Below are 23,985 nucleotides of genomic sequence, written 5' to 3' on the forward strand. Positions count from 1 at the left end.
AGATGTTTGGATTTTTACGTTCACCTAAATTTACTCAACCGAGTCTAAGCAACGAGCAAATCGACCAGCGTTACCGCCATTGGCGTTTGCACATTATGTTGGGGATGTACATCGGCTACGCAGGTTTCTACTTTACCCGTAAGACCTTTAACTACGCCGCCCCAGCGATGATTACCGATCTTGGCTTAGATAAGGGCGATTTGGGTCTTATAGGCACGCTTTTCTACATTACCTACGGCTGCTCGAAGTTTATTTCTGGCACGATTTCTGATCGCTCTAACCCTCGTTATTTCATGGGGCTAGGCTTGATTGCGACAGGTCTGGTCAATATCGCGTTCGGCTTTTCTAGCTCACTCGCGGCTTTCATTACTCTGTGGATCTTAAACGCGTGGTTCCAAGGCTGGGGCTGGCCTTCATGCTCCAAGCTGTTAACTACTTGGTATTCACGCTCTGAGCGTGGCTTCTTATGGGCGATTTGGAACACCGCACACAACGTTGGTGGCGCGCTGATCCCTATTTGGGTGGGCTATTTAACGTTGCACTACAGCTGGCGTGAAGGCTTTATTCTACCCGGCATCATCGGGGTATTGCTCGGTCTATTCGTTTGTTGGCGGTTACGCGACAAACCCACAACAATGGGCTTACCAAGTGTCGGACAATGGCGCAACGACGCACTAGAACTTGCGCAAGAAAATTACGGACGTGGCCTCACCTACCGCGAAATTCTGAAATCGTACGTATTTAACAACAAATACATCTGGCTGCTCGCGTTCAGTTATGTGTTGGTTTACATCGTCCGAACCGCAATCAATGACTGGGGAAACCTGTACTTAACCGAGCAGCATCACTATAGCCTGATTAACGCCAACGCTGCTCTGTCGATGTTTGAAATCGGCGGTTTTGTTGGTTCATTGGTTGCAGGCTGGGGCTCAGACAAACTCTTTGGCGGTAACCGTGGGCCAATGAACTTGCTGTTCGCGATTGGGATTTTCTTATCTGTCTCCGCGCTTTGGCTGATGCCTCTGACCAACTTTGCATTCCAAGCGGCGGGATTGTTCTCCATCGGCTTCTTTGTCTTTGGACCACAAATGCTGATCGGTATGGCGGCAGCTGAGTGCTCTCACAAAGATTCTGCCGGCGCGGCAACAGGATTCGTGGGCTTGTTCGCCTACATGGGCGCAGCATTGTCTGGCTATCCACTGGCGTTAATTCTTGAAGAATATCATTGGACGGGTTTCTTCATCACCATTTCAGTTTGTGCAGCCGTCATTGGCCTTTTGTTGCTGCCATTTTTGCAAGCACAACCATCACGAAAACCACTCGACCCAAAACCTCGGTTGTAAATCGACTTATCGCCCTTCGGGCAAATTGGCGAGTGACCTAACCGCGCTCGCCATCCTTATTTAACGTATCTCTGCTCAATTTTTCTTCCGATTCAGTTCGGAGGGTTAACTATGGGAAAAATTCATGAATTTGAACACTATTTCATCGCATAGCTTCTTTCAAATGAACAACAAAATCCAAAACTACGCTTGGGGAAGCACCTCGTCTATTCACGATTTGTTTGGCTTTTCTAACGAAACAAATGAACCTCAAGCAGAAGTATGGATGGGTACTCACCCAAACGGCTGCTCTGAAGTTCAGGTTGAGCAAAACACGCTGCCTTTGTCTGAACTGATCAAACAAAACCAACCCGCTTACTTATCAGCAGAAACCGCAGCGAAATTTGGCGACCTGCCCTTTCTGTTTAAGATCTTAGCGGCCGAACACGCACTGTCGATTCAAGTTCACCCAAGCAAACAAGATGCCGAAATAGGTTTCGAAAAAGAGCAAAGTGCTGGGATCCCACTAAACGCGAGCCATCGTAACTACAAGGATCCAAACCACAAACCTGAGTTGGTGTACGCGCTGACAAGTTACCAAGCCATGAACGGTTTTCGCTCGTATGCCGAGATTATTGAGGCATTTAGCCTTTGCGATATCGATGAGCTACGCGCGCCTCTTGACACATTCAAACGCGAAATCAACTCACAAGGTTTACGAGATTTCTTTGTGCACATTCTGACCATGGAAGGAGAAACAAAAGAGCGAGCACTGAAACAGCTTCTTGCCCACGCTTCACGTCAATCGGAACAAGGCACTGACAGCAATGTTTTCCAGCTCATCTTGGACCTATCCACTCAATATCCCGGCGATGTCGGCTTGTTTGCGCCATTACTGTTGAATGTCATCACGCTGCAGCCTGGCGAAGCGATGTTCCTGAGCGCAAAAACGCCACACGCTTACATTAAAGGTACGGGATTAGAGATCATGGCGAACTCAGATAACGTTTTGCGTGCAGGACTCACGCCGAAACATATGGATGTTGAAGAACTGGTTAAATGCACAGATTTTGTGCCTAAGCCTTTTGACAGCCTTGTTTTAGAACCCAATGCCAATGGTTGCCAGAGCCTTTACCCCGTTCCAGTCGCAGACTTTAGTTTCAGCATTCTTAACCAACCGAATCACGACGTGCTTGAGGCAAACAGCGCAGAGATTTTGATGGCGATTGATGCCGAACTGACACTCATCAGTGATAACGGTGAGACGTTAACCGCCGCGAAAGGACAATCTGTATTTGTTCCTGCTTACGTTGGCCATTATCGCATTCAAAGTGCGGGACGTGTGGCTCGCGCCTTCAACTAGTTTTTGAACAACTGATTCAAACTAACGTCTGATCCAAGGGACTGGGTTAGACAGTTGATTCCTTTCATAGATTGAGCCAGTCCGCTTTTAAGGCACTCATGCTTACATTTTTTCGACTCAAATCCGCAGCGGCCTAAGCCATCTAAGTTCTCTACCCCCCCGATTCTTCTGTTCACTACAGCACTCATTGTCAAAACCCATTTATTTCCGGTAAATTCTCCGCTCCAATATCAAATCACTTGGATAACAAAGGCGCTCACACAGTGGTATTTGTTGCAAAACGTATAATCAACGTTGTAATCAAAGCCCCAATCACTACAATCTCTGGTTCGATTTTTCAGTTAACGTTTGTATGCCGAAGTTAAACCAAGATAACCCAGTTCAAAGCTCCGCCCTTTCCGATATCGAAACCAGCAGTAAGATTCAATCGGCATTAGAACCGAAGTTTCACAAGCCAGAGAAACGTCTCTGCTTAAGCCCTGGCCTATCGGATAAGCATTTGGCGCGCCGTTGGCAAGTATTGGAAAACGTGACCAATAAAGATCATCTTCTTGATCCTTTCACACAGTCACATTGCGACGCTTACTCCAACAACATCGAGCACTTCGTTGGTACTGTCAATGTGCCGGTCGGCATCGCAGGCCCTTTGCGCGTCAATGGTTTGTATGCGAACGATGACTTTTTGGTTCCGCTCGCAACGACAGAAGCCGCGTTAGTCGCTTCCTACAACCGTGGCGCCAATCTTATTACCGCCGCTGGTGGCGCGAGCGCATTGTTGCTGAGTGAAGGAGTGAGCCGAACGCCAGTGTTCGCCTTTACTAACCTTGCCGACGCTGGCCAGTTCGTCAGTTGGGTTGTGACCCAGTTTGACGTATTTCGTCAAATTGCGGAATCCACCACCTCACATGGCAAACTCAAAGACATCAATGTAAATATCGAAGGAAACCACGTTTATTTGGTCTTTGAATACGTGACTGGTGACGCTTCCGGACAAAACATGGTGACCATCGCAACAAACGAAGTGTTCCATCATATTTTGGCGACCAGCCCAATCAAACCAACTCAAGCATTCTTGGATGGCAACTTATCAGGCGACAAAAAACCAAACGCGCACACACTGCGCTCGGTACGCGGTAAGAAAGTATCCGCCGAAGTGACCATTCCTGCTGAGTTGGTGGAAAAATATCTGCATACAACGCCGGAGTCTATGGTTCAATTTGGCAAAATGACCACGGTGGGCGGTTTACTCAGCGGGACAATTGGCGTCAACGCGCATTACGCAAACGCCCTTGCCGCGCTGTACATTGCTTGTGGTCAAGATGCCGCTTGCGTTGCAGAGTCTGCCATTGGAATCACTCGTATGGATATGGACGCTCAAGGCAACTTGTACGCGAGCGTTACCTTGCCAAACATCATGGTTGGCACGGTTGGCGGGGGCACTGGTCTTCCAACACAAAAAGCATGTTTGGATATTTTGGGGTTGCACGGCAACGGCAATGCGAAAGCGTTAGCCGAAGTCGCAGCTGCGCTTTGTCTGGCTGGCGAACTCTCGATTGTGGGCGCATTTTGTGCCGATCACTTCTCCCGGGCTCACCATAAACTTGCTAGAAAATAATCCTTTTTACTTTGTACAAGAGAACACCCATGCGGTTTTCTCTTGTGCCAATAAAACAACTTTATTTATTAGCTCACAAATTAGTTTAAGTTGTATTGTAGACTTAATAATTACACCACTCTCACGTTGACCGCATTATTGCAGTATCATCACACATTCCTCGCTATATCACTGTTTGACCCTATTCTCACGCGATATTAAATATCAGTACGTTACCTAAATAAACATCAAAAACATCTAGCACTAAAGTACCAAATTCATAGATTGAGTTTTTTGTTAGTCACTTATAGAGACTATACTCATTCCTGCAGCTGCTTGATTTTTCTAAATTTATTATTTAGCTCAAATGAGCTTAATCACTCCCGTTAAATGGATTTAAGTCGTTCCCTCGGGTAAGCGAGTTAACTATGAGATGTCAGAAACAGAATGAACTCTCTTGTTGGGTACTAGGGTTGATTATCTTATTACTAAGTTACGTCCCTTCAGTACCAGCAGAAATGGAACTAACGCCCTCCGATCAAACCGTTGCGCGTTTTCTCTATCAGAGCACTTTTGGGCCAACACCAAGATTAATTGATGAGGTAGAAGAAGTCGGGATGGAAAGTTGGATATCTCAACAAATCAACCTTCCTGCCACCTATCATCAACCGCTCTATCGGACACCTTTTTCCAAAGGCGCACAATCCAATCGCGAAAACGCTTGGTATCAAATTGTTATTACTGCTGATGATCAACTCAGACAACGCATGGCGTATGCATTAAGCCAGATCTTAGTGGTCTCTCGCTATGGCGGTGTTCTTTCCAGTAAGCCCACGGGTCTAGTCGACTACTATGATGTATTGATTGCTAACGCTTTTGGCAACTACCGAGATTTATTATATGACGTTTCCATTCATCCTGTTATGGGCAGCTATTTGTCCATGCTCGGTAGCGCAAAAGAGAACAACACGACGGGTGCATTACCTGATGAGAACTTCGCTCGAGAGTTGATGCAGTTGTTCACCCTAGGCTTGTATGAACTGAATATCGATGGCAGTAAAAAGCTTGATCGTAAAACGGGTAAGCCTATCCCCACATATACGCAAACGGATATTCAAGAGCTCGCTCGAGCATTAACCGGGTGGAAAAATGCCGATTTAGCGTTTGTTGAACCGATGCGAGTCATCAGCCACCGACACGATGGTGGCGAGAAACGATTGCTTGGTAACACAATTCCTGCTGGTTTAACTGCGCAAGAAGAGCTTTCAAAAGTGATCGATATTTTGATGTCTCATCCAAACATGGCGCCGTTTGTTTCTAAGCTACTTATCCAACGTTTTGTAACTTCGAATCCAAGTCCGGAGTACATCGCACGTGTTGCTTCGGTATTCAATAACAATGGCAAAGGAGAAAAAGGAGATTTAAACGCGGTCATTCATGCCATCTTGCTCGATTCTGAGGCTCTAGGCATGACAGATACCCCTCCAATAAAAGTGAAAGAGCCAATACTGGTCCTAACTAATTTTCATCGAGCCGCGGGTTTTACAATCAAATCTACACGTTACGAAGACGCCACTACGATGATGAATATCGCCAATCAAGGACCTCTTCGTTCTCCTTCCGTATTTAATTTTTACTCTCCTGACTACCAACCATCTAACGAGTTTACGGAGTCTGGTATTAGCTCTCCTGAGTATGAGCTACTGAACTGGTCCGTTTATACCGATTTGGTCAACTATATGTTGACCAGCACTCGCAGAGGCGGCGGTGATTCCTACACTCTCGATCTCGGCGAGTTTTATCTTCTTTTGGATGATCACGATGCCTTAGTCGAGCTGGTTAACGCACGCTTCTTTGCTGGAACGGCCTCGGCGGAATTAAAAAAACTCATGCTCACCGTGTTAGATGAATATCGTGAGGACTATGTGCCAACAACAAAGCTCGCCTTGGTGATTTTTACCGCCATTTCCGGCGATGAATTCTATATTCAGGATTAGGAGTGGATTATGGATATTTCACGACGACATTTTATAAAAAGCACTGCATCGATGGGCGCTTTAGCTTCGCTTGGTCTACCGGGTTATTCTCTCGCGGCGCCATCTAATGACTTTCGAGCATTAATATGTGTCTATTTAGCAGGTGGAAACGATGCGTTCAACACGGTACTGCCGTTGTCTGACGCGCACTATAACCAATATGCCAAAGTCAGAGGTACTCTTTCTGTCGCCAAAGACGACATACTCCCTATCAATTTGCGTACCGCCGATAGCTCGGATAATCTGGTAGAACTTGGCTTACACCCCAAATTAAAGGCGCTGTCTTCAATTTTCGAACAAGGCGATGCCAATATCGTGCTCAATAGCGGCATTCTCAACCATCCCGTTACAAAACAAGCGATTAAGCTAGGTGAAGCGTCACTTCCCGAGCAACTGTTTTCCCACAATTCACAAACTGACGCTTGGTTACTTGGTGGTATGCAAGAATCTAGCAACTTGGGTTGGGCAGGAAGAATGTTGGACGTATTAACTTCTGAATCAGAAATAACCCCACTATACAGTGTGCACGGGAACTCGCTTTGGTTACGCGCGATGGAACACCGCCAAACCGTGCTGAAAAAAGACCGTGCGGTTCAGCTTACCGCGATTGATAACCCGCTATACAAGGGGATCTATGACCAACTGCTTTCTCATCAAACAGAGAATCCGTTTAGTGGTCACTTTAATTTGATGGTTGATGAGTCGATGATGATGAGCCGTGTGCTAAGCGAGCAACTCAATCATATTGATGACGCGCCGCTGTTCACCTCATCAACACTCGGCAAGCAGATGCAAACCGTCTATAAATTGATCGCAAGCCAAGATGTGCTAAAGCAACAACGACAAGTCTTCTTCGTTAAACACTCTGGCTACGACCTACACGATTCTCAATTAGTTCGACACCCCGTACTACTCGAAGATCTAGCGACTAACCTCTTAGCAATGTATCGTGCGATTGACGGGTTGGGGCTAAACAAGCAAGTCACCTCTTTTACAATGTCTGACTTTGGTCGACGGATGACAAGCAACGGTAACGGCACCGATCACGGTTGGGGTGGTCATCAACTATTGATTGGGGGCGCGGTGAATGGTCAGCGACCTATCGGCACATGGCCTGAACTAGTATTGGGCGGAAACGATGACTATTCTCAAGGTCGACTCATACCCCAAATTGCAGCTGATCAAGTGGGCTCAACCCTCGCGCAATGGATGGGTGTGAGTGATAACGCGGCACTGGAATACGTGTTCCCGAATATCCGCAACTTCGCTAATTCAAACCTTGGCTTTATGGCTTAAGCTGCTTTAATGAGCTCTTAATTAACGTGTCATGAAAAAGGGAGCATTTACGCTCCCTTTTCAATATCATTTCCGCTGAATGTCCGTTACGCTTCGTCGCGACGACGCTCGTTACACAGCTTAATGGCACGCTCAAGCAATTCTAGCGCGGATTGCTCACATTCAGGCAGAGCCGCATCACTTTCACCAATTGGCGTTACGCGGTCACCCCATTTCAATACTGCCGCCCCCCATGTCAAACCTGCACCAAATGCAGCAAGAAGCATGTTATCACCTGGGTTAACTCGGCCTTGCTCTACCGCTTCACACAATGCAATTGGCACCGTCGCTGCGGAAGTATTGCCGTAGTTTTGGATGTTCACAAACGCTTTGTCGTGTGGGATCCCAGATAGGTCACATAGGGTTTGAATAATACGAATATTCGCTTGATGAGGAATAACAACGTCGATTTGGTCGGTAGTTAACTGTGATGCTTTAAGCACGGTTTTCGCAGCTAGCCCCATGCCTTTTACCGCACGTTTAAAAATTTCTTGTCCTACAAAGTTGAAATCCCAGTAACCGTTGTCTTCCGCAAAGCGATCCATACAAGTACCAAACTTTGGCACGGATAGAATATCGCGACCTTTAGCGTCACAACCAATTTGAGATTGCAGTAGACCCGTTTCTTTTTCTGTTCTTGATAACACAACGGCGCCCGCGCCATCACCAAATAGAACAGCGGTATCTCGCATGGCCCAATCAATGTAGAAAGACAATCTTTCCGCGCCAATAATGATCGCGTTGCGATAGTTACCTGATTGAATCAAACGTGTGCCCGTTTCAAGGCCGTAGACAAATCCCGTACATGCGGCATTTAAATCAAAGGCCGCCGCAGAACGAATGCCCAAGTTCTGCTGTATTTTAGATGCGATGTTTGGAATAAGTGAATCCGGAGAACAAGTCGCCACAATGATTAAATCAACGTCGCTTGCGTCAACGCCCGCGCGCGCCAATGCGTGTTTGGCAGCAACGGTTGCCATGTCTGAAGTATTTACATGGCTAATACGGCGGTTTTCGATACCGGTGCGGGTACGAATCCACTCATCTGAAGTATCAAGGAAAGTGCTAAGATCATCGTTAGAGAGCACGGCAGGAGGAACACATTTCCCCCAACCTGTAATTTCAGCGTAGTAATTTGTCATCGCAGACCTATTTATTGTTGTATTTTAATAAAATTTCTTAGAACCTTAGGCTCAAATACAAACCTGCTCTGCGTTATTTCGGCAGGTTAAAAAATAAGTATACAAATAATGAGGCTGACTGGTAAGTCATGTTTTCATCAATACGTAATAAAGGAAGAAGTCATGTCATCGTTTAAAACTCGCTGCCCTTCATGCGGCGGTCTGAATCGTGTCCCTAATGAGCGTGTTGCAGAGTCTGCAACTTGCGGTAAATGTAAAAGTGCACTTTTTGATGGCGCGCCTATCGAAGGAACGCAAGATAACTTTTCTGCCCTATTACAAAGTGATACGCCTGTTGTCGTCGACTTTTGGGCCCCTTGGTGTAATCCGTGTGTCGGTTTTGCCCCTGTTTTCTCGGATGTCGCTCATGAACAAGCAGGAACGGCTCGTTTTGTAAAGATTGATACAGAAGCACAACAAGCGCTCGCTGCACAATTTGGCATTCGAAGCATTCCTACCATCATGGTTTTCAAGAACGGTCAACGCGTTGATATGATCAATGGTGCGCTACCTAAGAGTCAGTTTGATCAATGGTTAAATCAAGCACTTAATAAGTAATCCTCCACGCCAACCTCACTGGTAGGTTGGCGTTTTTATGCAACTTATCGACCTATCTATTTAACAAATATTATTTGTCGAAACGACTTAAATTAATCATTTTACTTGCCTAACTATTAGCCTCATATTCGCGCCGAATAACCCATAGATTTCATTTAACTTATAGGCGCAAAACAGTGGAAAACACAGTCGTCCCTGCAGCATCACCACGAGTTACAGTTCCAGTCGTCGCACTGTCTCTTTATGCGGTGGCTTCGGGCTATTTAATGAGCTTGATCCCTCTCATGCTCGGTGAATACAACATCTCAGCAGATTATGCGAGTTGGTTGGCGAGTGTTTTTTATGGCGGCTTATTGGTCGGCGCGATGTTTATTGAGCGTGTCGTGCGTCAAGTTGGTCACCGTAAAGCGTTTATTGGCTGCTTAGCGGCATTCTCGCTAACGATTGTCACGCTACCCGTTTTTGCTAATGGGTTAGTGTGGCTTGCTGCTCGTTTTATCGCAGGTATTGCCGTTGCGGGCGTTTTTGTCATTGTTGAATCTTGGCTAATGTCTGGCGACGAAGCATCACGTGCAAAACGTTTGAGCTTGTACATGCTATCGCTTTATGGCGGTTCTGCATTAGGCCAATTTGGCATTGGTGTACTTGGCGTCAGTGGCGGTGTTCCGTTCATTGCAATTACAACGCTGATCCTAATGGCGATGTTGGTGCTGATGTTTATTGAGTGTGAACAACCAAACAGCCATGAATCAACCGCTTTGTCATTTAAGCAAATTGCCAAGCTAAACCATGCTGCAATTATTGGTTGTGTTGTATCAGGTTTGACCTTAGGCGCGATATACGGATTAATGCCTGTTGAGCTCACTAACCGTAAAATCAACCATCAAGACATTGGTACATTGATGGCACTAGTGATCCTAGGTGGCATGTTGGTTCAACCAATGGTGACCACATTGAACAAATACATGAGCCGCACAGTGCTAATGGCGTTCTTCTGTATTTTGGGTATTTTTTCGATCGGTTTGACCTTTATTTCATCGTCAGCCGTGGTATTAGCTGCTGCTTTATTCTTTTTAGGTGCAGCTACTTTTGCCTTGTACCCAATTGCGATCAACTTAGGTTGTGAAGGACTTGATGAGCGCTTTATTGTCTCTGCCACACAAGTCATGCTGTTCAGCTACAGCATTGGCTCTGTTGCTGGCCCGGTTGTGGCTGATAAATTTATGGGCCAAGAACATGGCTTACTAGGCTACTTGTTTGCCGCTTTGGTTGCGACTGGCGTATACATGCTACTTGCAGCGAGCAAAACTAAGCAGCGTATGGCCGCTGGCCTCTAACCACGCAACTTCTACTCAACGAAAACGAGGGCATGTCGCCCTCGTTTTTTATTCTTCGCTTTTTTGTTTAGATAAACGTTTGTGACGGTTTGACGCGTTCGCTGCAGGTTTTTCCGGTACCGCGCGCTTTTCATGAAGTAAATGACGAACCGCCAAGATGGGATGTTTCAGTAGCATTCTGGGGCCAGAGTAACGCATGACCAAACGCATTTGCTCTTTCGGGTCCGGTTTATAACAGTGAATCGGACACTTGTTACACGTAGGTTTATTCTCTCCATAAGGACAGCGGTCAAGACGAACTTCTGCGTATTCAAGCAGCTCACGACATTCTGAGCACAAGTCACTTTTTGTTCCATGGTGATCGTGACAGTAAACCTCTACCATGGCTTTTACCGTCTTAAATTCAGTGGCGAGCTTGCCAAGTAAAATATCGCTCATGAGCTTCCAAAAATCACAACGTCATTGTGTAAAGTTCTAACGTTCGACCATTATCGTATTGCTGCTCAACTCGTTCAAACTCAAAGCCCAGTTTTTCGAGCAAACTTATACTACGAATATTGTCATTGTTGGTGATGGCAGCCAACTTATCGAGTTTCATTTCCTCTCGAGCATATTCCAGCACCGCGGTTGCCGACTCGACTCCGTAGCCGCAACCATAAGCAGAAGGTAAAAAACCATACCCAAGATCGTAGTGTTGCAATGTGTCACGTTTAACTAGCCCACAAATACCGATCGGCTGTCCATCGTCCTTTTTCTCTACTACGAGTAAACTCACGCCTTTAACTTTTTGCATGCGTAGCATGTTTTCTTTTATATAACGCGCCGCTTCATATTCAGTACGAATTTGTTTATCTCCGACAAAACGGTAAAAGTCTGGTTGGTTATAAAGTTCTAATATGAATGGTGCATCATCTACACTCACAAGACGTAATATCAAACGCTCAGTGATCAGTGTTTTCATTTGGACTCCATTAAAACGCTAGAGATGATTGGACATAGATACGTACTTGAATCTTGCGACCGACGTAAGGGCTTATTTAGTTGTAACTTGATAAAAAAATAACTATCCTGCCCCGCTAAATTAAAGGACCACCACCATGAACCGCAAGAAGAAAATCAATCAGATCTTAAAAGCGAAACAGAAGAAGCATAACGCTAAGCTACATAAGAGCAATAAGCCGCGTTATATCTCCAAAGCTGAACGTGCAAAAATGGAAGCTGAAGAGCAAAACCAAACTTCGGAAAGCACGGAAAATGTTGTAGACACAGTGCCGACAGATCAAGCTTAAAAGAAAAGCCGCTTTATGCGGCTTTTTTGTTTATTGTACGGAGAGAATTGACTTTAATATTCAACACTGTAGTTCAGTGTGAATGTGCGACCTCTTCCTTTGTAGTCGTAAGCTGCTGCATCGTAGTGTGCCGCATAAAGAATCTGCGCACGTTGTCCCCAAGCGGTTGTGTAGTCTTCGTCAAATAGGTTTTGAATACCAAAGCCTAACTGCCCAACAGGTAGTGTTACATTACCCAGAAGATCAAACGTGGTGTAGCCCTCCAACTTATTGTTGGCGTCATCTTCGTAATCAAACATCGTCTGACTTTGTAGACGAATCGAGTACGAATCTTGGTAGTATGCAGCCCATGCATTAGCCTTAGACGTACTGGCTTTACCTGCGCTCAAATCTTCCCATTTACCATCGGTTTTCAGCTCAGAAACTACGTAGTGTCCTGATGCCCCTAACAGGATATCGCGGGTCACCCAATAATTGATGTTTGCTTCTGCACCGTAAACACGCTGCTCGTCGTCAACATTCGTAATCAACAACGTTTTTCTATCATACTTGATGGAGTTGTCTGAAAGCGAGTAATAGCCTGCCGCCTGAAGCGCAAGAGAGTTGGTATCAAGACGGTAACCGATCTCATAGCTGTCCGTTTTAATACCTGACATTTTTGAGTCAGACACGTTAATGCTGTTGTTCAACGCATAGTGACCGTTTGCATCTACAGCATCATAGCTGCCTTGACCATAGTACTTCGCAGGATCAGCAAGTTCGAAACCTTGGGAGAAATTTGCCCAAAGTTGAGATTCATCATTAAGCTGATAAATGGTGCCCAAATTAAACAGACTTACAGAATAGTCGGTGCTGCCACCTGGTACCGCATCCGCTGATACGCCATTACCCGAGGCAATCTTCTTTTGTACGCTATAGGCAACAAAGTCATCAATCTTGTTGTCCATGTATTGATAGCGGTAGCCTGCTTGAACGGACCAATCTTGATTAATTTGATAGTCACCTTGAACAAACATTGCGTAAGACGTTACATCTACACCTGGGTAACGACCAACTTCGGCGTACGTTTTATTAATCAAGTTTCCAGAGTTGTTTGCAATGCTTGGATCGAACAGAGCTTGATTGCTCTCAAAACGGTCTAAATACGTATCAACACCATAAACAAGGTTGAATGATTCCCAGTTTTTTGCCAGTGCCAAACGTCCAGCAAAAACCTCTGTCTTTTGCTGAGAAGCACCTTGGTAATAAGGAGTAAACGTTTGGTCTTCACTTCGGTAAGACAACTCGCCAATCAGTTGATGGCCGAATACGCTGTCGTGAGCGTAGTTCGCACTTAAGAGAACTCGCTCTGTACCGTGTTCACGATCGGAATCGAATCCCTCTCGTACATCAACAAATTTATTGTTAACAATGTACAAGCCGTATGGCGAATCTTGCTGGCTGTCATAGTATTGTGCGACAAGGTTTAACTTGCTGGCATCGGAGATTTGAATCTCTGTCGATCCCATCACATCAAGCGTCGAGTTGTATTGCAGAGAACCTTGGGAAATATCTGGGGTGACAATGTCGCCATTTGCGTCAAATGCACCTTGTGTCTCGGTGTACACAACCGAACCCCTAGCGGCAATTCGCTCATTACCACCTGAGATAGACTGGGCTAATTTGTAATCAAAGTCATCGCTGCTGTTAAAACCTGTAGTGCCACTCACGTAGGATTCAAACGACAAGTCATCGGAGTAAGCTTTCTTGGTGATAATGTTGATAACACCACCTGTAGCGCCAGCCCCATAAATGGAGGTTGCACCAGATAGTACTTCAATTCGCTCGATGTTGAATGGGTCAATTGCATCAAGCTGACGACTAATTGGGCGAGAAGACTGCAGTGAGACACCATCAATCATCACCAACATCGCTCTGCCACGCAGGTTCTGGCCGTAGTTAGTTCGACCACCCGTACCAACGTCTAGAGAAGGGATGGTTGCAGAAAGAATGTCACCAAGTGTCTTGCCCGCGCGATATTGCTGAGCAATTTCCTCTTGCCCTACAAACCAAACCGTTCCTGGAATATCAGAGATCGATTTCGGCATCACACTGCCCACGACCACCATTTGTTCATCACTTGGTGTTGATGTTTGTTGAAGTTCTTCCGCAGCTATTGAGCTAACTGCGTATCCACTGCTCATCGCAAGTACGATGAGATTAAGAGAAAACGTCCTTTTTATCATTGTATTTATCTTTTTGTTGTCAACAAGAGCATGCAATGATACTTATTCTCACTCTCAAATCGAGCACTGTTACATAAGTTAACCAAATGTTAATTAGGATTATACTTGCTCATAAGCTGTCGATTTTTTTCTAAACGAGGACAATCTTCACAAAGCTTTCTGCCTTCACACTTATAGACTAAACAACAGCTTTTTCTGACCAATTTTAGCGGCTGATCCAGTGACGTCTCATAAAGTGAATGACTATTGTTGGCATCTAAACCCAATGCCTGTAACCACAAGATGGCATGCTCACGTAATGTTGTGTTGGTCATTTGCGGAAAACGCTGTTGAAGACGAATCAAACAAGCCATGATCCCATCCGACATCAATTGATGAGTGAAGCCTGGGCGAATGCGCGTCCATTGACTCATTTCTTGTTGGTAGAAATCGAACAACTCTCGAATTTGACGTCCGGCCTCTTTTATTAATTCTTCTGGCTTACCATGTATATGTGTTTCGTCAGCGAATCGATATCCAGACACAAAACAAGGCTTGAGGTGCTGCGCCATCTCACGAATGTTTGGCAACGTGTGGAAACCGTAGATAGAAATGAACGCAACATAAACAGGCTGCCAACACAACAAATCCCACGTTCTCGTCAACCAATACGCTTTTCCCGCTTCCGGATGAGCCTCAGACAACTGTTGGTAAAGGCCTTGAATGATCGGATTTATATCATTTTCGATATGAATAACTTCTTGCCCTATTTCGCCAATATCACCGTGAAGGTAAGGCGTAATCTCACTCGAAGTTTGAAATAGTTGCGGGAAAAATTGCTCAGACATGATGGTTTATTGTTGGTGTAGTCATTCTGACACCTTTATACCCAAGCACTAATCGCAATGCAAACTATTATCTTTTGTGTTCACATAACAAAAACCTATTCTCATCTGTGGTCTCTGTCTCTATTTTCAAGCTCTTTGCGCCCGTAAGGTCTGGTTACGTATGCGATGAATAGCAACAAACTCTTAAACCTCTTCGCATTTAGCGCTGACATGATCGCAAAAATACACAGCATAAAAACACCCTGATAAAACTGTGTTAACAGTTTCCCTGTGTAGCGTGAGTTATTGCCAATAATTGAATATTGCTGTTTCTTATCCAAAGGAGTGTGAACAACATGAAGTATTTTCTTTCTGAATATCGGGACAATGTAATTAAGTAATTTGGCTATATAGCCCCCTGTTTTGAATAAGGAAATCCACATGTTGTATCTTGAGTTTCTATTTTTGCTCGTGATGCTGTATATCGGCTCACGTTATGGTGGTATAGGCCTTGGGGTCGTATCTGGTATTGGTTTGGTGATTGAAGTCTTCATCTTTAAGATGCCACCAACCTCCCCTCCTGTCACCGTTATGTTGATCATCTTAGCGGTGGTAACATGTGCATCCATTCTTGAAGCGGCTGGTGGTTTGAAATACATGCTGCAAGTTGCCGAACGTGTGCTTCGTAAAAACCCAAAACGCGTCACCCTGATCGCTCCTTTTGTTACTTACTTTATGACCTTCTTGCTCGGTACAGGTCACGCGGTTTACTCCATCATGCCAATCATTGGCGACGTTGCACTGAAAAACGGCATTCGTCCAGAACGTCCAATGGCAGCCGCTTCCGTCGCTTCGCAAATCGCGATTACGGCCTCTCCAATTTCAGCGGCAGTGGTTTACTACTTGGCCCAGCTGTCCGATATTCAACACGAGATCACTCTGCTTTCTATTCTGCTCGTTACTGTTCCAGCGACGCTATTCGGTACGTTGCTGATGTCACTTTACAGCCTAAAACGCGGTAAAGAACTGGAAGACGATGAAGAATACCAAGAGCGTTTAAAAGATCCGGTGTGGCGTGAAAAGATCCTCAACACCACTGCAACGTCTCTTGATGAAGTGCTACCAACAAGTGCTCGTAACTCTGTGTTGCTGTTCATCGCTTCTATCTTGGTTATCGTCGTTATCGCGATGTGGCCGGACATTCGTACCATAGTGGATGGCGCGAAACCAATCAGCATGGCCGTTGTGATTCAAATGATGATGCTCTGCTTCGGCGGTATCATTTTGCTTGCAACCAAAACTGACCCACGTGACGTACCAAACGGCGTAGTATTCAAATCAGGTATGGTGGCTGCCATTGCTATCTTCGGTATCGCCTGGATGTCAGATACTTACTTCCAATACGCAATGCCTCAGTTCAAATCTGGCATCGTTGAGATGGTAACCAACTACCCTTGGACGTTCGCGCTTGCGTTGTTCATTGTATCGGTTGTGGTGAACTCTCAAGCAGCAACGGCTCGTATGATGCTGCCTGTTGGTCTTGGCTTGGGTCTGGATCCGGCACTGCTTATCGGCCTAATGCCTGCGGTATACGGTTACTTCTTTATTCCGAACTACCCTTCAGATATCGCGACAGTGAACTTCGATACGTCAGGTACCACTAAGATTGGTAAGTGGTACTTCAACCACTCATTTATGTCGGTAGGTTTGATTGGTGTGATTGGTGCTTGCTGTCTGGGCTACTTGTTAGGACAAATGATCATTCCTTCATAATTAGCCAAATCAACAATAAATTAGAGGCGAGTCATTGTACGTTAGCGTACAGCCTGAATGACTCGCCTTTTCTTTGTCACGTTAGTGATTACAGTAAGAAGTCATCATCAATCGCGACAAAGTTATCTGCACAATCAATCAGAGTTTGGGATGTTAGCTTAGGCACACCATAAACGGTCACCGTTTTATTGAAGCGCTGCTGAATTCGTTCCACCAGAAGACTAAAGTCCCCATCTCCAGAAACGAGAATCACTTCTTCAACTTCAGGGGCAATTTCAATCGCATCAAGAGTAATACCGACATCCCAGTCGCCTTTCGAGCTGCCGTCACGACGCTGAATGTAGGGTTTAAGCATTACCTCGAACCCAACACCGCGTAAAATGTGATGAAACTGACGCTGTTTTGGATCGTTACTCGCGATGGCATAAGCACGAGCACTCACCACCTCTTTCCCTTGCGTCGCAACATACCAAAACTGGTTGTAATCAAAATTACTGCGATACGCTTCGCGACAGGTGTAATACACATTCTGTACATCAACCAAAATGGCGATCTTTTGTTTTCTTTCCGAATTCATCTGTTTCTAGGCTTGATTTATTTGCTGCCTACCCTAAGTCAGTTTTGAAAAAAGCACAATGAGCCAATTCCACTAAACTTAACGTATAAACGGTATTTGGGTTTCTAGGGGAACTGTCATGGGCGGAAAGTTACTAGTGATACTACTTTCTTGTATCTTGTCATCGACAGCATTCGGTTATCCAGCACATTCAAAGTACTGGCCGCATCGGAGTGTGCTTTACTTCGCTCCAGAAAACGATGAATACGTCAAACAATTCTTGCTAGAAACACTTATGAATGAGTGTGAGTTGGAAGACAGAGATGTGGTCACATTAGTCATTACAGAACAAGGCTATACGTCTCCAGCTTGGCTCAAAGAAGAGTTTGATTTGAAAATGCTTGCCAAGCTGTATGAAATTGAAAAAGGCTCACATACCGCAATTTTACTGGGTAAAGATGGCCAAGAGAAATACCGATGGGGCGCAGAAACGGATTGGCCATTTATCAACAACTTGATTGATCAAATGCCAATGCGTAAGCAAGAAATGCAGAGACGTCACAGCCCCTGCAAAATCTAACCATTAGACGAACTTATTTTCTAAACCAGTCTAGTTTGTTGTACAACTGAGTCACGCTGCCAACGACGATCAATGCTGGACTGATCGCTTTCTCAGCCATTTCAGAAAGTTCGTTCAGTTTTCCTTGGAACACGCGCTGCTCTGGACGCGTACCATTTTCAATAATGGCGCATGACATCTCTGGATCTAATCCGTGAGTGATCAGGTTATCCATGATGTGACCGCTTTGCTTCAAACCCATGTAGAACACAAGTGTGTTGTTAGATTGCGCTAACGAATGCCACTCAATTTCGCGACCGTCTTTTTGCACGTGACCCGTAATAAATTGAACGCTTTGCGCGTGGTCACGGTGCGTTAATGGTATACCAGCATAAGCTGTTGCACCCGCTGCAGCGGTGATCCCCGGCACCACTTCGTATTTGATGCCGTATTCTGCAAGCTCTTCTAACTCTTCACCGCCGCGTCCAAAGATGAAAGAATCACCACCTTTTAGGCGCACAACGCGTTTACCTTCTTGTGCTTTTTGTACCAAGATTTGGTTAATTTGATCTTGAGGTACACAGTGAAAGTCCAGTTTCTTGCCTACATAGATCATCTCAGCAGATGCTCGAGCCAGTTCAAGAATGTCTTTCGACACCAATCGGTCATACACCACAACTTCAGCCGCTTGAATGGCTTTCAAGCCTTTTACCGTCAGCAAGTCTGGATCGCCCGGGCCTGCACCAACTAGAGAAACAAAGCCGCTGTTTAAAGATGAGTTCGCAGTAGTCATATCAACGCCTATCGGAAATTTGGATATAAAGAGTAACACTCACGTTATTAACTTAAGGTTTAAACTACCCCAAGGAGTTATTACTTTTTATAGCTAAATCAATACAATATCTATTGAAAGTTAAATGAGTTGAGTAGCCCTACCTTCCATAGGTAGGGCCAGATAAAAGCAGTTTATTTTGCGATTGCAGGCTCTGCGTTTACTTCTTCTTCAGCATTAATAGAAGGCGCTGTTTTCGCATGAGTTAGGTACAGTGGCAGACAAGTCATTACGAGACCACCAACGATATTACCTAGGATGGTTGGGATAAGGTTGAAGTTCAACCAAGTCGCGATACCAAAATCCGCACCTAGAATCATACCCAGTGGGAATAGGAACATGTTTACCACGGTGTGCTCGAATACTAGCGCGAAGAAGATGAAGATTGGGAACCACATCATCGCTACACGACCAGATACTGAACGTGCCGTCATGTTGCCGATCACGCCTAGGCACACCATTAGGTTACAGAAGATAGCGCGTACAAAACACGTGATCCATCCGTCCATGCCCATGTTTTCGAAACCAAGGCTACGGGCAGTCGATACAGCGACAAACTTCTTCGCTACCGCGTTGAGCTCTAGAGAGAAGTTACCGGTTAGAGAGATTGCCACTAGGTAAGCCACAATTAGAGAACCAATTAGGTTACCCAAACCTACCAATCCCCAGCAACGGAAAATACGACCCCAAGTGATACCCGGACGGTTAGCAAACTTAGCCAAAGGCGCAAGACCAAAAACACCAGTGACAAGGTCGTAACCCATCACACTGAGAATCACAAAACCCACAGGGAAAACAAGCGCCCCCACAAGGCCAATGCCCGTTTGTACAATCGCGGTAATAGCAACCACCACTGCAAGAGACAGAATAACGCCTGCCATCGTGCCGCGAAGCAGAAGATCTCGAGTGCTGGTATTAATTTTCGCTTCACCCACGTTGATCATGGTTTGCACGAATTCAGCAGGTTTAAAGTCTGTAGACATGAATGTGTCCTTATTCAAAATTGAAAGTTAAAAAGTTAAAGATTGAATAGAGAAAGGCTTCCCGTTGACACCCACTGCTGTCGACATCATCTCGCTTCCCTGTTCCCCTAAGATGACGCTTGGAAAGCCTTTGTCTATTGAATCTAAGTACTCAGTGCATTCCCTCCCCTTAAGGAGGAGGGAATGCAAACCAAGCTTATGCAGAAATTTCTACTTCACCGTTGGTTACGCGCGTTTTGTACGCTTTCACGTTAAAACGCTCGTCTTCCATGCACGCACCTGTTGTCAGGTTAAAGCGTTGCTTTTTAAGTGGGCTTGCTACCCAAAGTTCGCCTTGGTGCTCACAAATCAAACCGCGAGAAAGCACGTTTGATTGGAAGAACGGGTCTGTGTTGCTGATCGCCAGCACTTCTTCTGCTTGCGTTGGGCGGAATACCGCAACTTGCTGACCATCAACCAGTGCACAAACGCCAGTGCCCGGTACGATGTCGTTGATTTGGCAAATCTTTTCAAATGACATGTTCAACCTTCCCTTATGCTTCAGTGATCGCTACGTGTAGGATGTCGCCTTTCGCTTCAGGATGTTTCTCCGTGAAGGTCGCTGGACGATGCTGTTCGCGCTCTTGAACAAACACAACATTGTCATCGCGCTTGTCAGAGTTGATGAAGTGTGCGAAACGAGTCAGTTGTGATTCGTCGTTGATAGTCGCAGTCCACTCACACTCGTACTCGTCTACAAGCTTCGCTACGTCAGCTTCTAGTTGAGCGTTGATGCCAAGCTTGTCGTTAACAATCACTTCGCGTAGGTAGTCAACGCCACCTTCCATGTTTTCCATCCAAACTGATGTGCGTTGTAGTGGCGCAGCAGTACGGATGTAGAACATCATGAAGCGGTCGATGTACTTGATTAGCGTTTCTTTATCTAGGTCACTTGCAAGTAGGTCTGCGTGACGAGGTTTCATGCCGCCGTTACCACATACGTACATGTTCCAACCTGCGTCAGTCGCGATAATGCCAAGGTCTTTACCTTGTGCTTCCGCACACTCACGAGTACAGCCAGAAACACCGAACTTCATCTTATGAGGGGTACGAATGCCTTTGTAACGGTTCTCGATGTACGAACCCAGACCAACAGAGTCTTGAACGCCGTAACGACACCACGTTGAGCCCACACATGTCTTCGCCATACGAAGTGCTTTTGCATACGCTTGACCTGTTTCGAAACCAGCGTCGATAAGCTTGCGCCAGATCTCTGGAAGATCGTCTTTTTGAGCACCAAACAGACCAATACGTTGAGCACCGGTTACTTTGGTGTATAGGTTGTACTCTGCAGCAACGTTCGCTAGCGCACCCAATGCTTGAGGTGTAACTTCACCACCCGCCATACGTGGGATTACGGAGTAAGTGCCATCTTTTTGAATGTTACCTAGGAAGTTATCGTTGGTGTCGTGCAGCTTAACCAGTTGTGGCTTAAGAATGTGCTCACCCCAGCAAGAAGCCAAGATAGAACCAGCCAGTGGTTTACAAACTTCACAGCCGTAACCTTTACCGTATTTCTCTAAAAGCTCATCAAACGTTTTGATCTCTTCGATACGGATTAGGTGGAACAACTCTTGGCGTGAGTAAGCAAAGTGCTCACAAACGTCGTTCTTCACTTCAATACCAGATTTAGCAAGCTCTGCGTTTAGAACAGAAGTGACTAGAGGAATACAACCACCACAGCCTGTGCCAGCGCCAGTCACTGCTTTGATGTCGCCCAATGTATGGTGGCCATCAGCAACCGCTTGTGCGATCTTGCCTTTGGTTACATCGAAACATGAACAGATCACTGCGCTTTCTGGTAGAGCGTCGGCACCTAGTGCTGGTTTCTCAGCACCTGCGTGTGCAGGAAGGATCAAGGCATCTGGGTGTTCTGGTAGGTCGATTTCGTTCAACATCAATTGAAGCAAATCGCCGTAGTCAGACGTATCACCCACCAATACCGCACCGAGCAGTTTCTTGTTGTCTTCAGAAACGATAAGACGTTTGTAAACTTCTTGTTCTTCGTTTTGGTAAACGTAACTCTTACAACCTTCAGTGCGACCATTCGCATCACCGATAGAGCCCACTTTCACACCAAGCAGTTTTAGCTTCGCAGACATATCAGCGCCTTCGAATTTGCTTTCTGTGTTACCTAGTAGGTGATCAACGGCAACCGTCGCCATCTTGTAACCCGGAGCAACAAGGCCGTAGAACATGTCGTTCCAAGACGCACATTCACCAATCGCGTAGATGTTCTCATCAGAAGTCTGGCAGTGGTCGTTGATGGCAACACCACCACGAGGGCCAACTTCTAGCTCCATTTGACGAGCTAGTTTGTCTTGTGGACGAATACCTGCAGAGAATACGATGAAGTCTGTTTCTAGCTCAGTGCCGTCAGCAAAACGCATAACATTGCGTGCGTTTGTGCCTTCTGCCGCAATCTCAAGCGTGTTTTTGCTGGTGTGAACGTTCACGCCCATACGCTCGATCTTTTGACGAAGTTGGTTACCACCAGCAAGGTCAAGTTGCTCAGCCATCAGCTTTGGTGCGAACTCAACAACGTGTGTTTCTACACCCAATGCTTTTAGTGCGCCTGCCGCTTCAAGACCTAGAAGACCACCACCGATAACCACGCCTGATTTGCTGTTTTTCGCACACGCTTCAATCGCTTTTAGATCTTCGATCGTGCGGTAAACAAAACAGTCTTTGCTTTCGTGGCCTTTGATAGGCGGGACAAATGGGAATGAGCCTGTAGCAAGAATCAGCTTGTCGTATTGAACTTCACGGCCAGTGCTTGAGTAAACAATGCGGTTTTCACGGTTAATGTTAATCGCACGTTCACCGATCAACATATTGATGCCGTGTTTCTCGTAGAAGCCTTCTTTCACTAAAGAAAGTTCATCTGCAGTGTGGTGAGAAAAGTAAGAGGAAAGGTGCACACGGTCGTATGCGACACGAGGTTCTTCACAGAAAACGGTAATCTCCATATTAGAGATATCAGCTTTCTCGACTAAGTCTTCAATATAACGGTGCCCTACCATACCGTTACCGATGACTACTAGCTTCAACTTGCTCATTATAATTCCTAAGGGTTAGGTTCTTATCACTGAGCTCATTGTTAATTGTGAAAGAAAATTAATACATGATGTAAATCAATTACAATTTCAAACTACCCTAAAGGGGTAGATGAACGTTTTTATCTTGATATTGAAGAATAAAAGGTAATTTATTAACGGATGTTGGTAGTTTTTACAAAATGAGATAACCGCAGTCATGCTCACAAAGGGCTATACAGTTTTGGCTTTTACAGAATGGCAATGATTGTCGAGTTAAACCACGCTAACGATAAACCCTGCTTTGTTTAAAAACAAAGCATTCGTTTTAACCTAGCCGTTTCAAGGCTATTAAAGGTGAACAACTGAAGTGACTGAAAGTTTTAGAAAAATCAAGTCTCACAACAAAAATCTTTTACTAGCTAAGTCGCACTATAAAGACTAGAATCTGATTTAGTTCATATGGAATAAAATCCATATGATTGATACCGTAATTGACATATAGAGTGCCGTCCCATGTTTGTGAGGCGGCCTTTTATTTGGGAGTCATAAAATGTCAGAAAACAATTCTATCTACATTTCAAGCTTAGATATGAACCGAATCACGGCTTTGTTGGATAAAATGCCAAACATCGCGGCGGAGCTTGTTGAGCTAGAAGCAGAGCTAGACCGTGCGACGGTTCTTGAGCCAGAACAAATGCCAGATAATGTGGTAACGATGAACTCGACTGTAGAGTTTAAATTTGCAGGTGAAGATAGAACCATGACAAAGACACTGGTTTACCCATCTGAGCTGAAAAGCAGTGATGATATTTCCATTTTTGCGCCCGTAGGCAGCGCACTGATCGGTTTGTCTGTTGGTCAAAAACTTGAATGGCCAATGCCAAATAATCAAGTGAAGACAATTGAAATTGTCGATATCACCTACCAGCCTGAGCGTTGTGGTGCACTAAACCGCTAACCCTCAGTAGTCCCGGTGCAAAGGCCTCATTTATGACTTTGCACCAGGAGAGCCCCTCGCTTATCCCCTATTTCCTTCTTTGTTTTTCCAAGCATTTACTTTGCTGCTCTTAAGTAACATCACCGATTCTTTTGTTATTTACCGCATATTCAATACCTATATCTCCAAGCTCAATCATAGAAATTGCAAAGTATTTTTCGT

21 protein-coding genes are annotated in these 23,985 nt (G+C 45.3%); 11 read left to right on the forward strand and 10 right to left on the reverse strand.

All coding sequences use genetic code 11. From position 1 onward, the window contains the following. Positions 1-2: 2 nt before the first annotated feature. From NB463_RS09710 to NB463_RS09730, 5 genes are all read left to right on the forward strand, one after another. A complete protein-coding gene (locus tag NB463_RS09710) occupies positions 3-1,343 on the forward strand; it encodes an MFS transporter (RefSeq protein ID WP_025575532.1) in 1,341 nt (446 codons plus the stop codon). A 124-nt stretch (positions 1,344-1,467) separates the two neighbouring features. Beyond that, the gene (gene manA / locus NB463_RS09715; RefSeq protein ID WP_257889125.1) at positions 1,468-2,685 is read left to right on the forward strand and encodes a mannose-6-phosphate isomerase, class I; all 1,218 of its coding nucleotides are present in this window, start codon (positions 1,468-1,470) and stop codon (positions 2,683-2,685) included. Positions 2,686-3,037: 352 nt separating this feature from the next. Continuing rightward, positions 3,038-4,300: a hydroxymethylglutaryl-CoA reductase gene (locus NB463_RS09720; protein WP_258430485.1), complete on the forward strand. Its 1,263-nt coding sequence runs from the start codon at positions 3,038-3,040 to the stop codon at positions 4,298-4,300. A 407-nt stretch (positions 4,301-4,707) separates the two neighbouring features. Further along, a complete protein-coding gene (locus NB463_RS09725) occupies positions 4,708-6,276 on the forward strand; it encodes a DUF1800 domain-containing protein (RefSeq protein WP_258430484.1) in 1,569 nt (522 codons plus the stop codon). Between the two features lie 9 nt (positions 6,277-6,285). Continuing rightward, positions 6,286-7,611 carry a DUF1501 domain-containing protein gene (locus NB463_RS09730; protein WP_258430483.1) on the forward strand — a complete coding sequence of 442 codons (1,326 nt, stop codon included), beginning with the start codon at positions 6,286-6,288 and terminating at the stop codon, positions 7,609-7,611. Between the two features lie 86 nt (positions 7,612-7,697). On the opposite strand, the gene NB463_RS09735 is transcribed toward NB463_RS09730, so the two are convergent. Beyond that, complete coding sequence (locus NB463_RS09735) at positions 7,698-8,792, reverse strand: ketoacyl-ACP synthase III (RefSeq protein ID WP_005394577.1); 1,095 nt, start codon at positions 8,790-8,792, stop codon at positions 7,698-7,700. A gap of 162 nt (positions 8,793-8,954) precedes the next feature. On the opposite strand from NB463_RS09735, the gene trxC reads away from it, so the two are divergent. Together trxC and NB463_RS09745 are read left to right on the forward strand one after the other, a co-directional pair. Continuing rightward, positions 8,955-9,389 (forward strand): thioredoxin TrxC, encoded by a 435-nt coding sequence (gene trxC / locus NB463_RS09740; protein ID WP_005394579.1) that lies wholly within the window; start codon positions 8,955-8,957, stop codon positions 9,387-9,389. 176 nt (positions 9,390-9,565) lie between these two features. Next, a complete protein-coding gene (locus NB463_RS09745) occupies positions 9,566-10,726 on the forward strand; it encodes an MFS transporter (protein WP_012842235.1) in 1,161 nt (386 codons plus the stop codon). Between the two features lie 48 nt (positions 10,727-10,774). Here NB463_RS09745 and NB463_RS09750 read toward each other — a convergent pair whose 3' ends face one another. Next, positions 10,775-11,164: a nitrous oxide-stimulated promoter family protein gene (locus tag NB463_RS09750; RefSeq protein WP_005394584.1), complete on the reverse strand. Its 390-nt coding sequence runs from the start codon at positions 11,162-11,164 to the stop codon at positions 10,775-10,777. Positions 11,165-11,177: 13 nt separating this feature from the next. Further along, positions 11,178-11,687 carry a GNAT family N-acetyltransferase gene (locus NB463_RS09755; RefSeq protein ID WP_258430482.1) on the reverse strand — a complete coding sequence of 170 codons (510 nt, stop codon included), beginning with the start codon at positions 11,685-11,687 and terminating at the stop codon, positions 11,178-11,180. Positions 11,688-11,823: 136 nt separating this feature from the next. Here NB463_RS09755 and NB463_RS09760 point away from each other — a divergent pair, with 136 nt between their 5' ends. Further along, entirely contained in the window at positions 11,824-12,015 is a 192-nt protein-coding gene (locus NB463_RS09760; RefSeq protein WP_104972633.1) for a DUF2986 domain-containing protein, read from the forward strand. Between the two features lie 53 nt (positions 12,016-12,068). Here the strand turns inward: NB463_RS09760 and NB463_RS09765 are convergent, their stop codons facing one another. Together NB463_RS09765 and NB463_RS09770 are read right to left on the reverse strand one after the other, a co-directional pair. Beyond that, positions 12,069-14,240, reverse strand: a complete 2,172-nt coding sequence (locus NB463_RS09765) for a TonB-dependent receptor (RefSeq protein WP_258430480.1) — start codon at positions 14,238-14,240, stop codon at positions 12,069-12,071. Between the two features lie 89 nt (positions 14,241-14,329). Next, positions 14,330-15,067, reverse strand: coding sequence for a siderophore ferric iron reductase (locus NB463_RS09770; protein ID WP_012842230.1), 738 nt, complete (start codon positions 15,065-15,067; stop codon positions 14,330-14,332). Between the two features lie 420 nt (positions 15,068-15,487). Here NB463_RS09770 and NB463_RS09775 point away from each other — a divergent pair, with 420 nt between their 5' ends. After that, entirely contained in the window at positions 15,488-16,819 is a 1,332-nt protein-coding gene (locus tag NB463_RS09775; RefSeq protein ID WP_005394592.1) for an anaerobic C4-dicarboxylate transporter, read from the forward strand. 88 nt (positions 16,820-16,907) lie between these two features. On the opposite strand, the gene NB463_RS09780 is transcribed toward NB463_RS09775, so the two are convergent. After that, positions 16,908-17,396: a LabA-like NYN domain-containing protein gene (locus NB463_RS09780; RefSeq protein WP_005394594.1), complete on the reverse strand. Its 489-nt coding sequence runs from the start codon at positions 17,394-17,396 to the stop codon at positions 16,908-16,910. 118 nt (positions 17,397-17,514) lie between these two features. On the opposite strand from NB463_RS09780, the gene NB463_RS09785 reads away from it, so the two are divergent. Then, a complete protein-coding gene (locus NB463_RS09785) occupies positions 17,515-17,955 on the forward strand; it encodes a DUF4174 domain-containing protein (protein ID WP_012842228.1) in 441 nt (146 codons plus the stop codon). Between the two features lie 13 nt (positions 17,956-17,968). Here NB463_RS09785 and cobA read toward each other — a convergent pair whose 3' ends face one another. The 4 genes from cobA to nirB form a co-directional block, all read right to left on the reverse strand. Next, entirely contained in the window at positions 17,969-18,727 is a 759-nt protein-coding gene (gene cobA / locus NB463_RS09790) for a uroporphyrinogen-III C-methyltransferase (protein WP_257897858.1), read from the reverse strand. Between the two features lie 173 nt (positions 18,728-18,900). Further along, the gene (locus NB463_RS09795; protein ID WP_046875392.1) at positions 18,901-19,749 is read right to left on the reverse strand and encodes a formate/nitrite transporter family protein; all 849 of its coding nucleotides are present in this window, start codon (positions 19,747-19,749) and stop codon (positions 18,901-18,903) included. A 196-nt stretch (positions 19,750-19,945) separates the two neighbouring features. Continuing rightward, positions 19,946-20,269: a nitrite reductase small subunit NirD gene (nirD, locus tag NB463_RS09800; RefSeq protein ID WP_046875391.1), complete on the reverse strand. Its 324-nt coding sequence runs from the start codon at positions 20,267-20,269 to the stop codon at positions 19,946-19,948. Positions 20,270-20,282: 13 nt separating this feature from the next. Continuing rightward, on the reverse strand, positions 20,283-22,847 hold the full coding sequence (gene nirB / locus NB463_RS09805; RefSeq protein ID WP_258430475.1) for a nitrite reductase large subunit NirB: 2,565 nt from the start codon (positions 22,845-22,847) through the stop codon (positions 20,283-20,285). A gap of 529 nt (positions 22,848-23,376) precedes the next feature. Here nirB and rnk point away from each other — a divergent pair. Continuing rightward, positions 23,377-23,784, forward strand: a complete 408-nt coding sequence (rnk, locus tag NB463_RS09810) for a nucleoside diphosphate kinase regulator (protein WP_005394604.1) — start codon at positions 23,377-23,379, stop codon at positions 23,782-23,784. Positions 23,785-23,985 lie beyond the last annotated feature (201 nt).

It is taken from the genome of Vibrio sp. RM-41-2B, from assembly GCF_024744415.1.
In the GTDB taxonomy this organism is placed as follows: Bacteria; Pseudomonadota; Gammaproteobacteria; order Enterobacterales; family Vibrionaceae; genus Vibrio; species Vibrio diabolicus.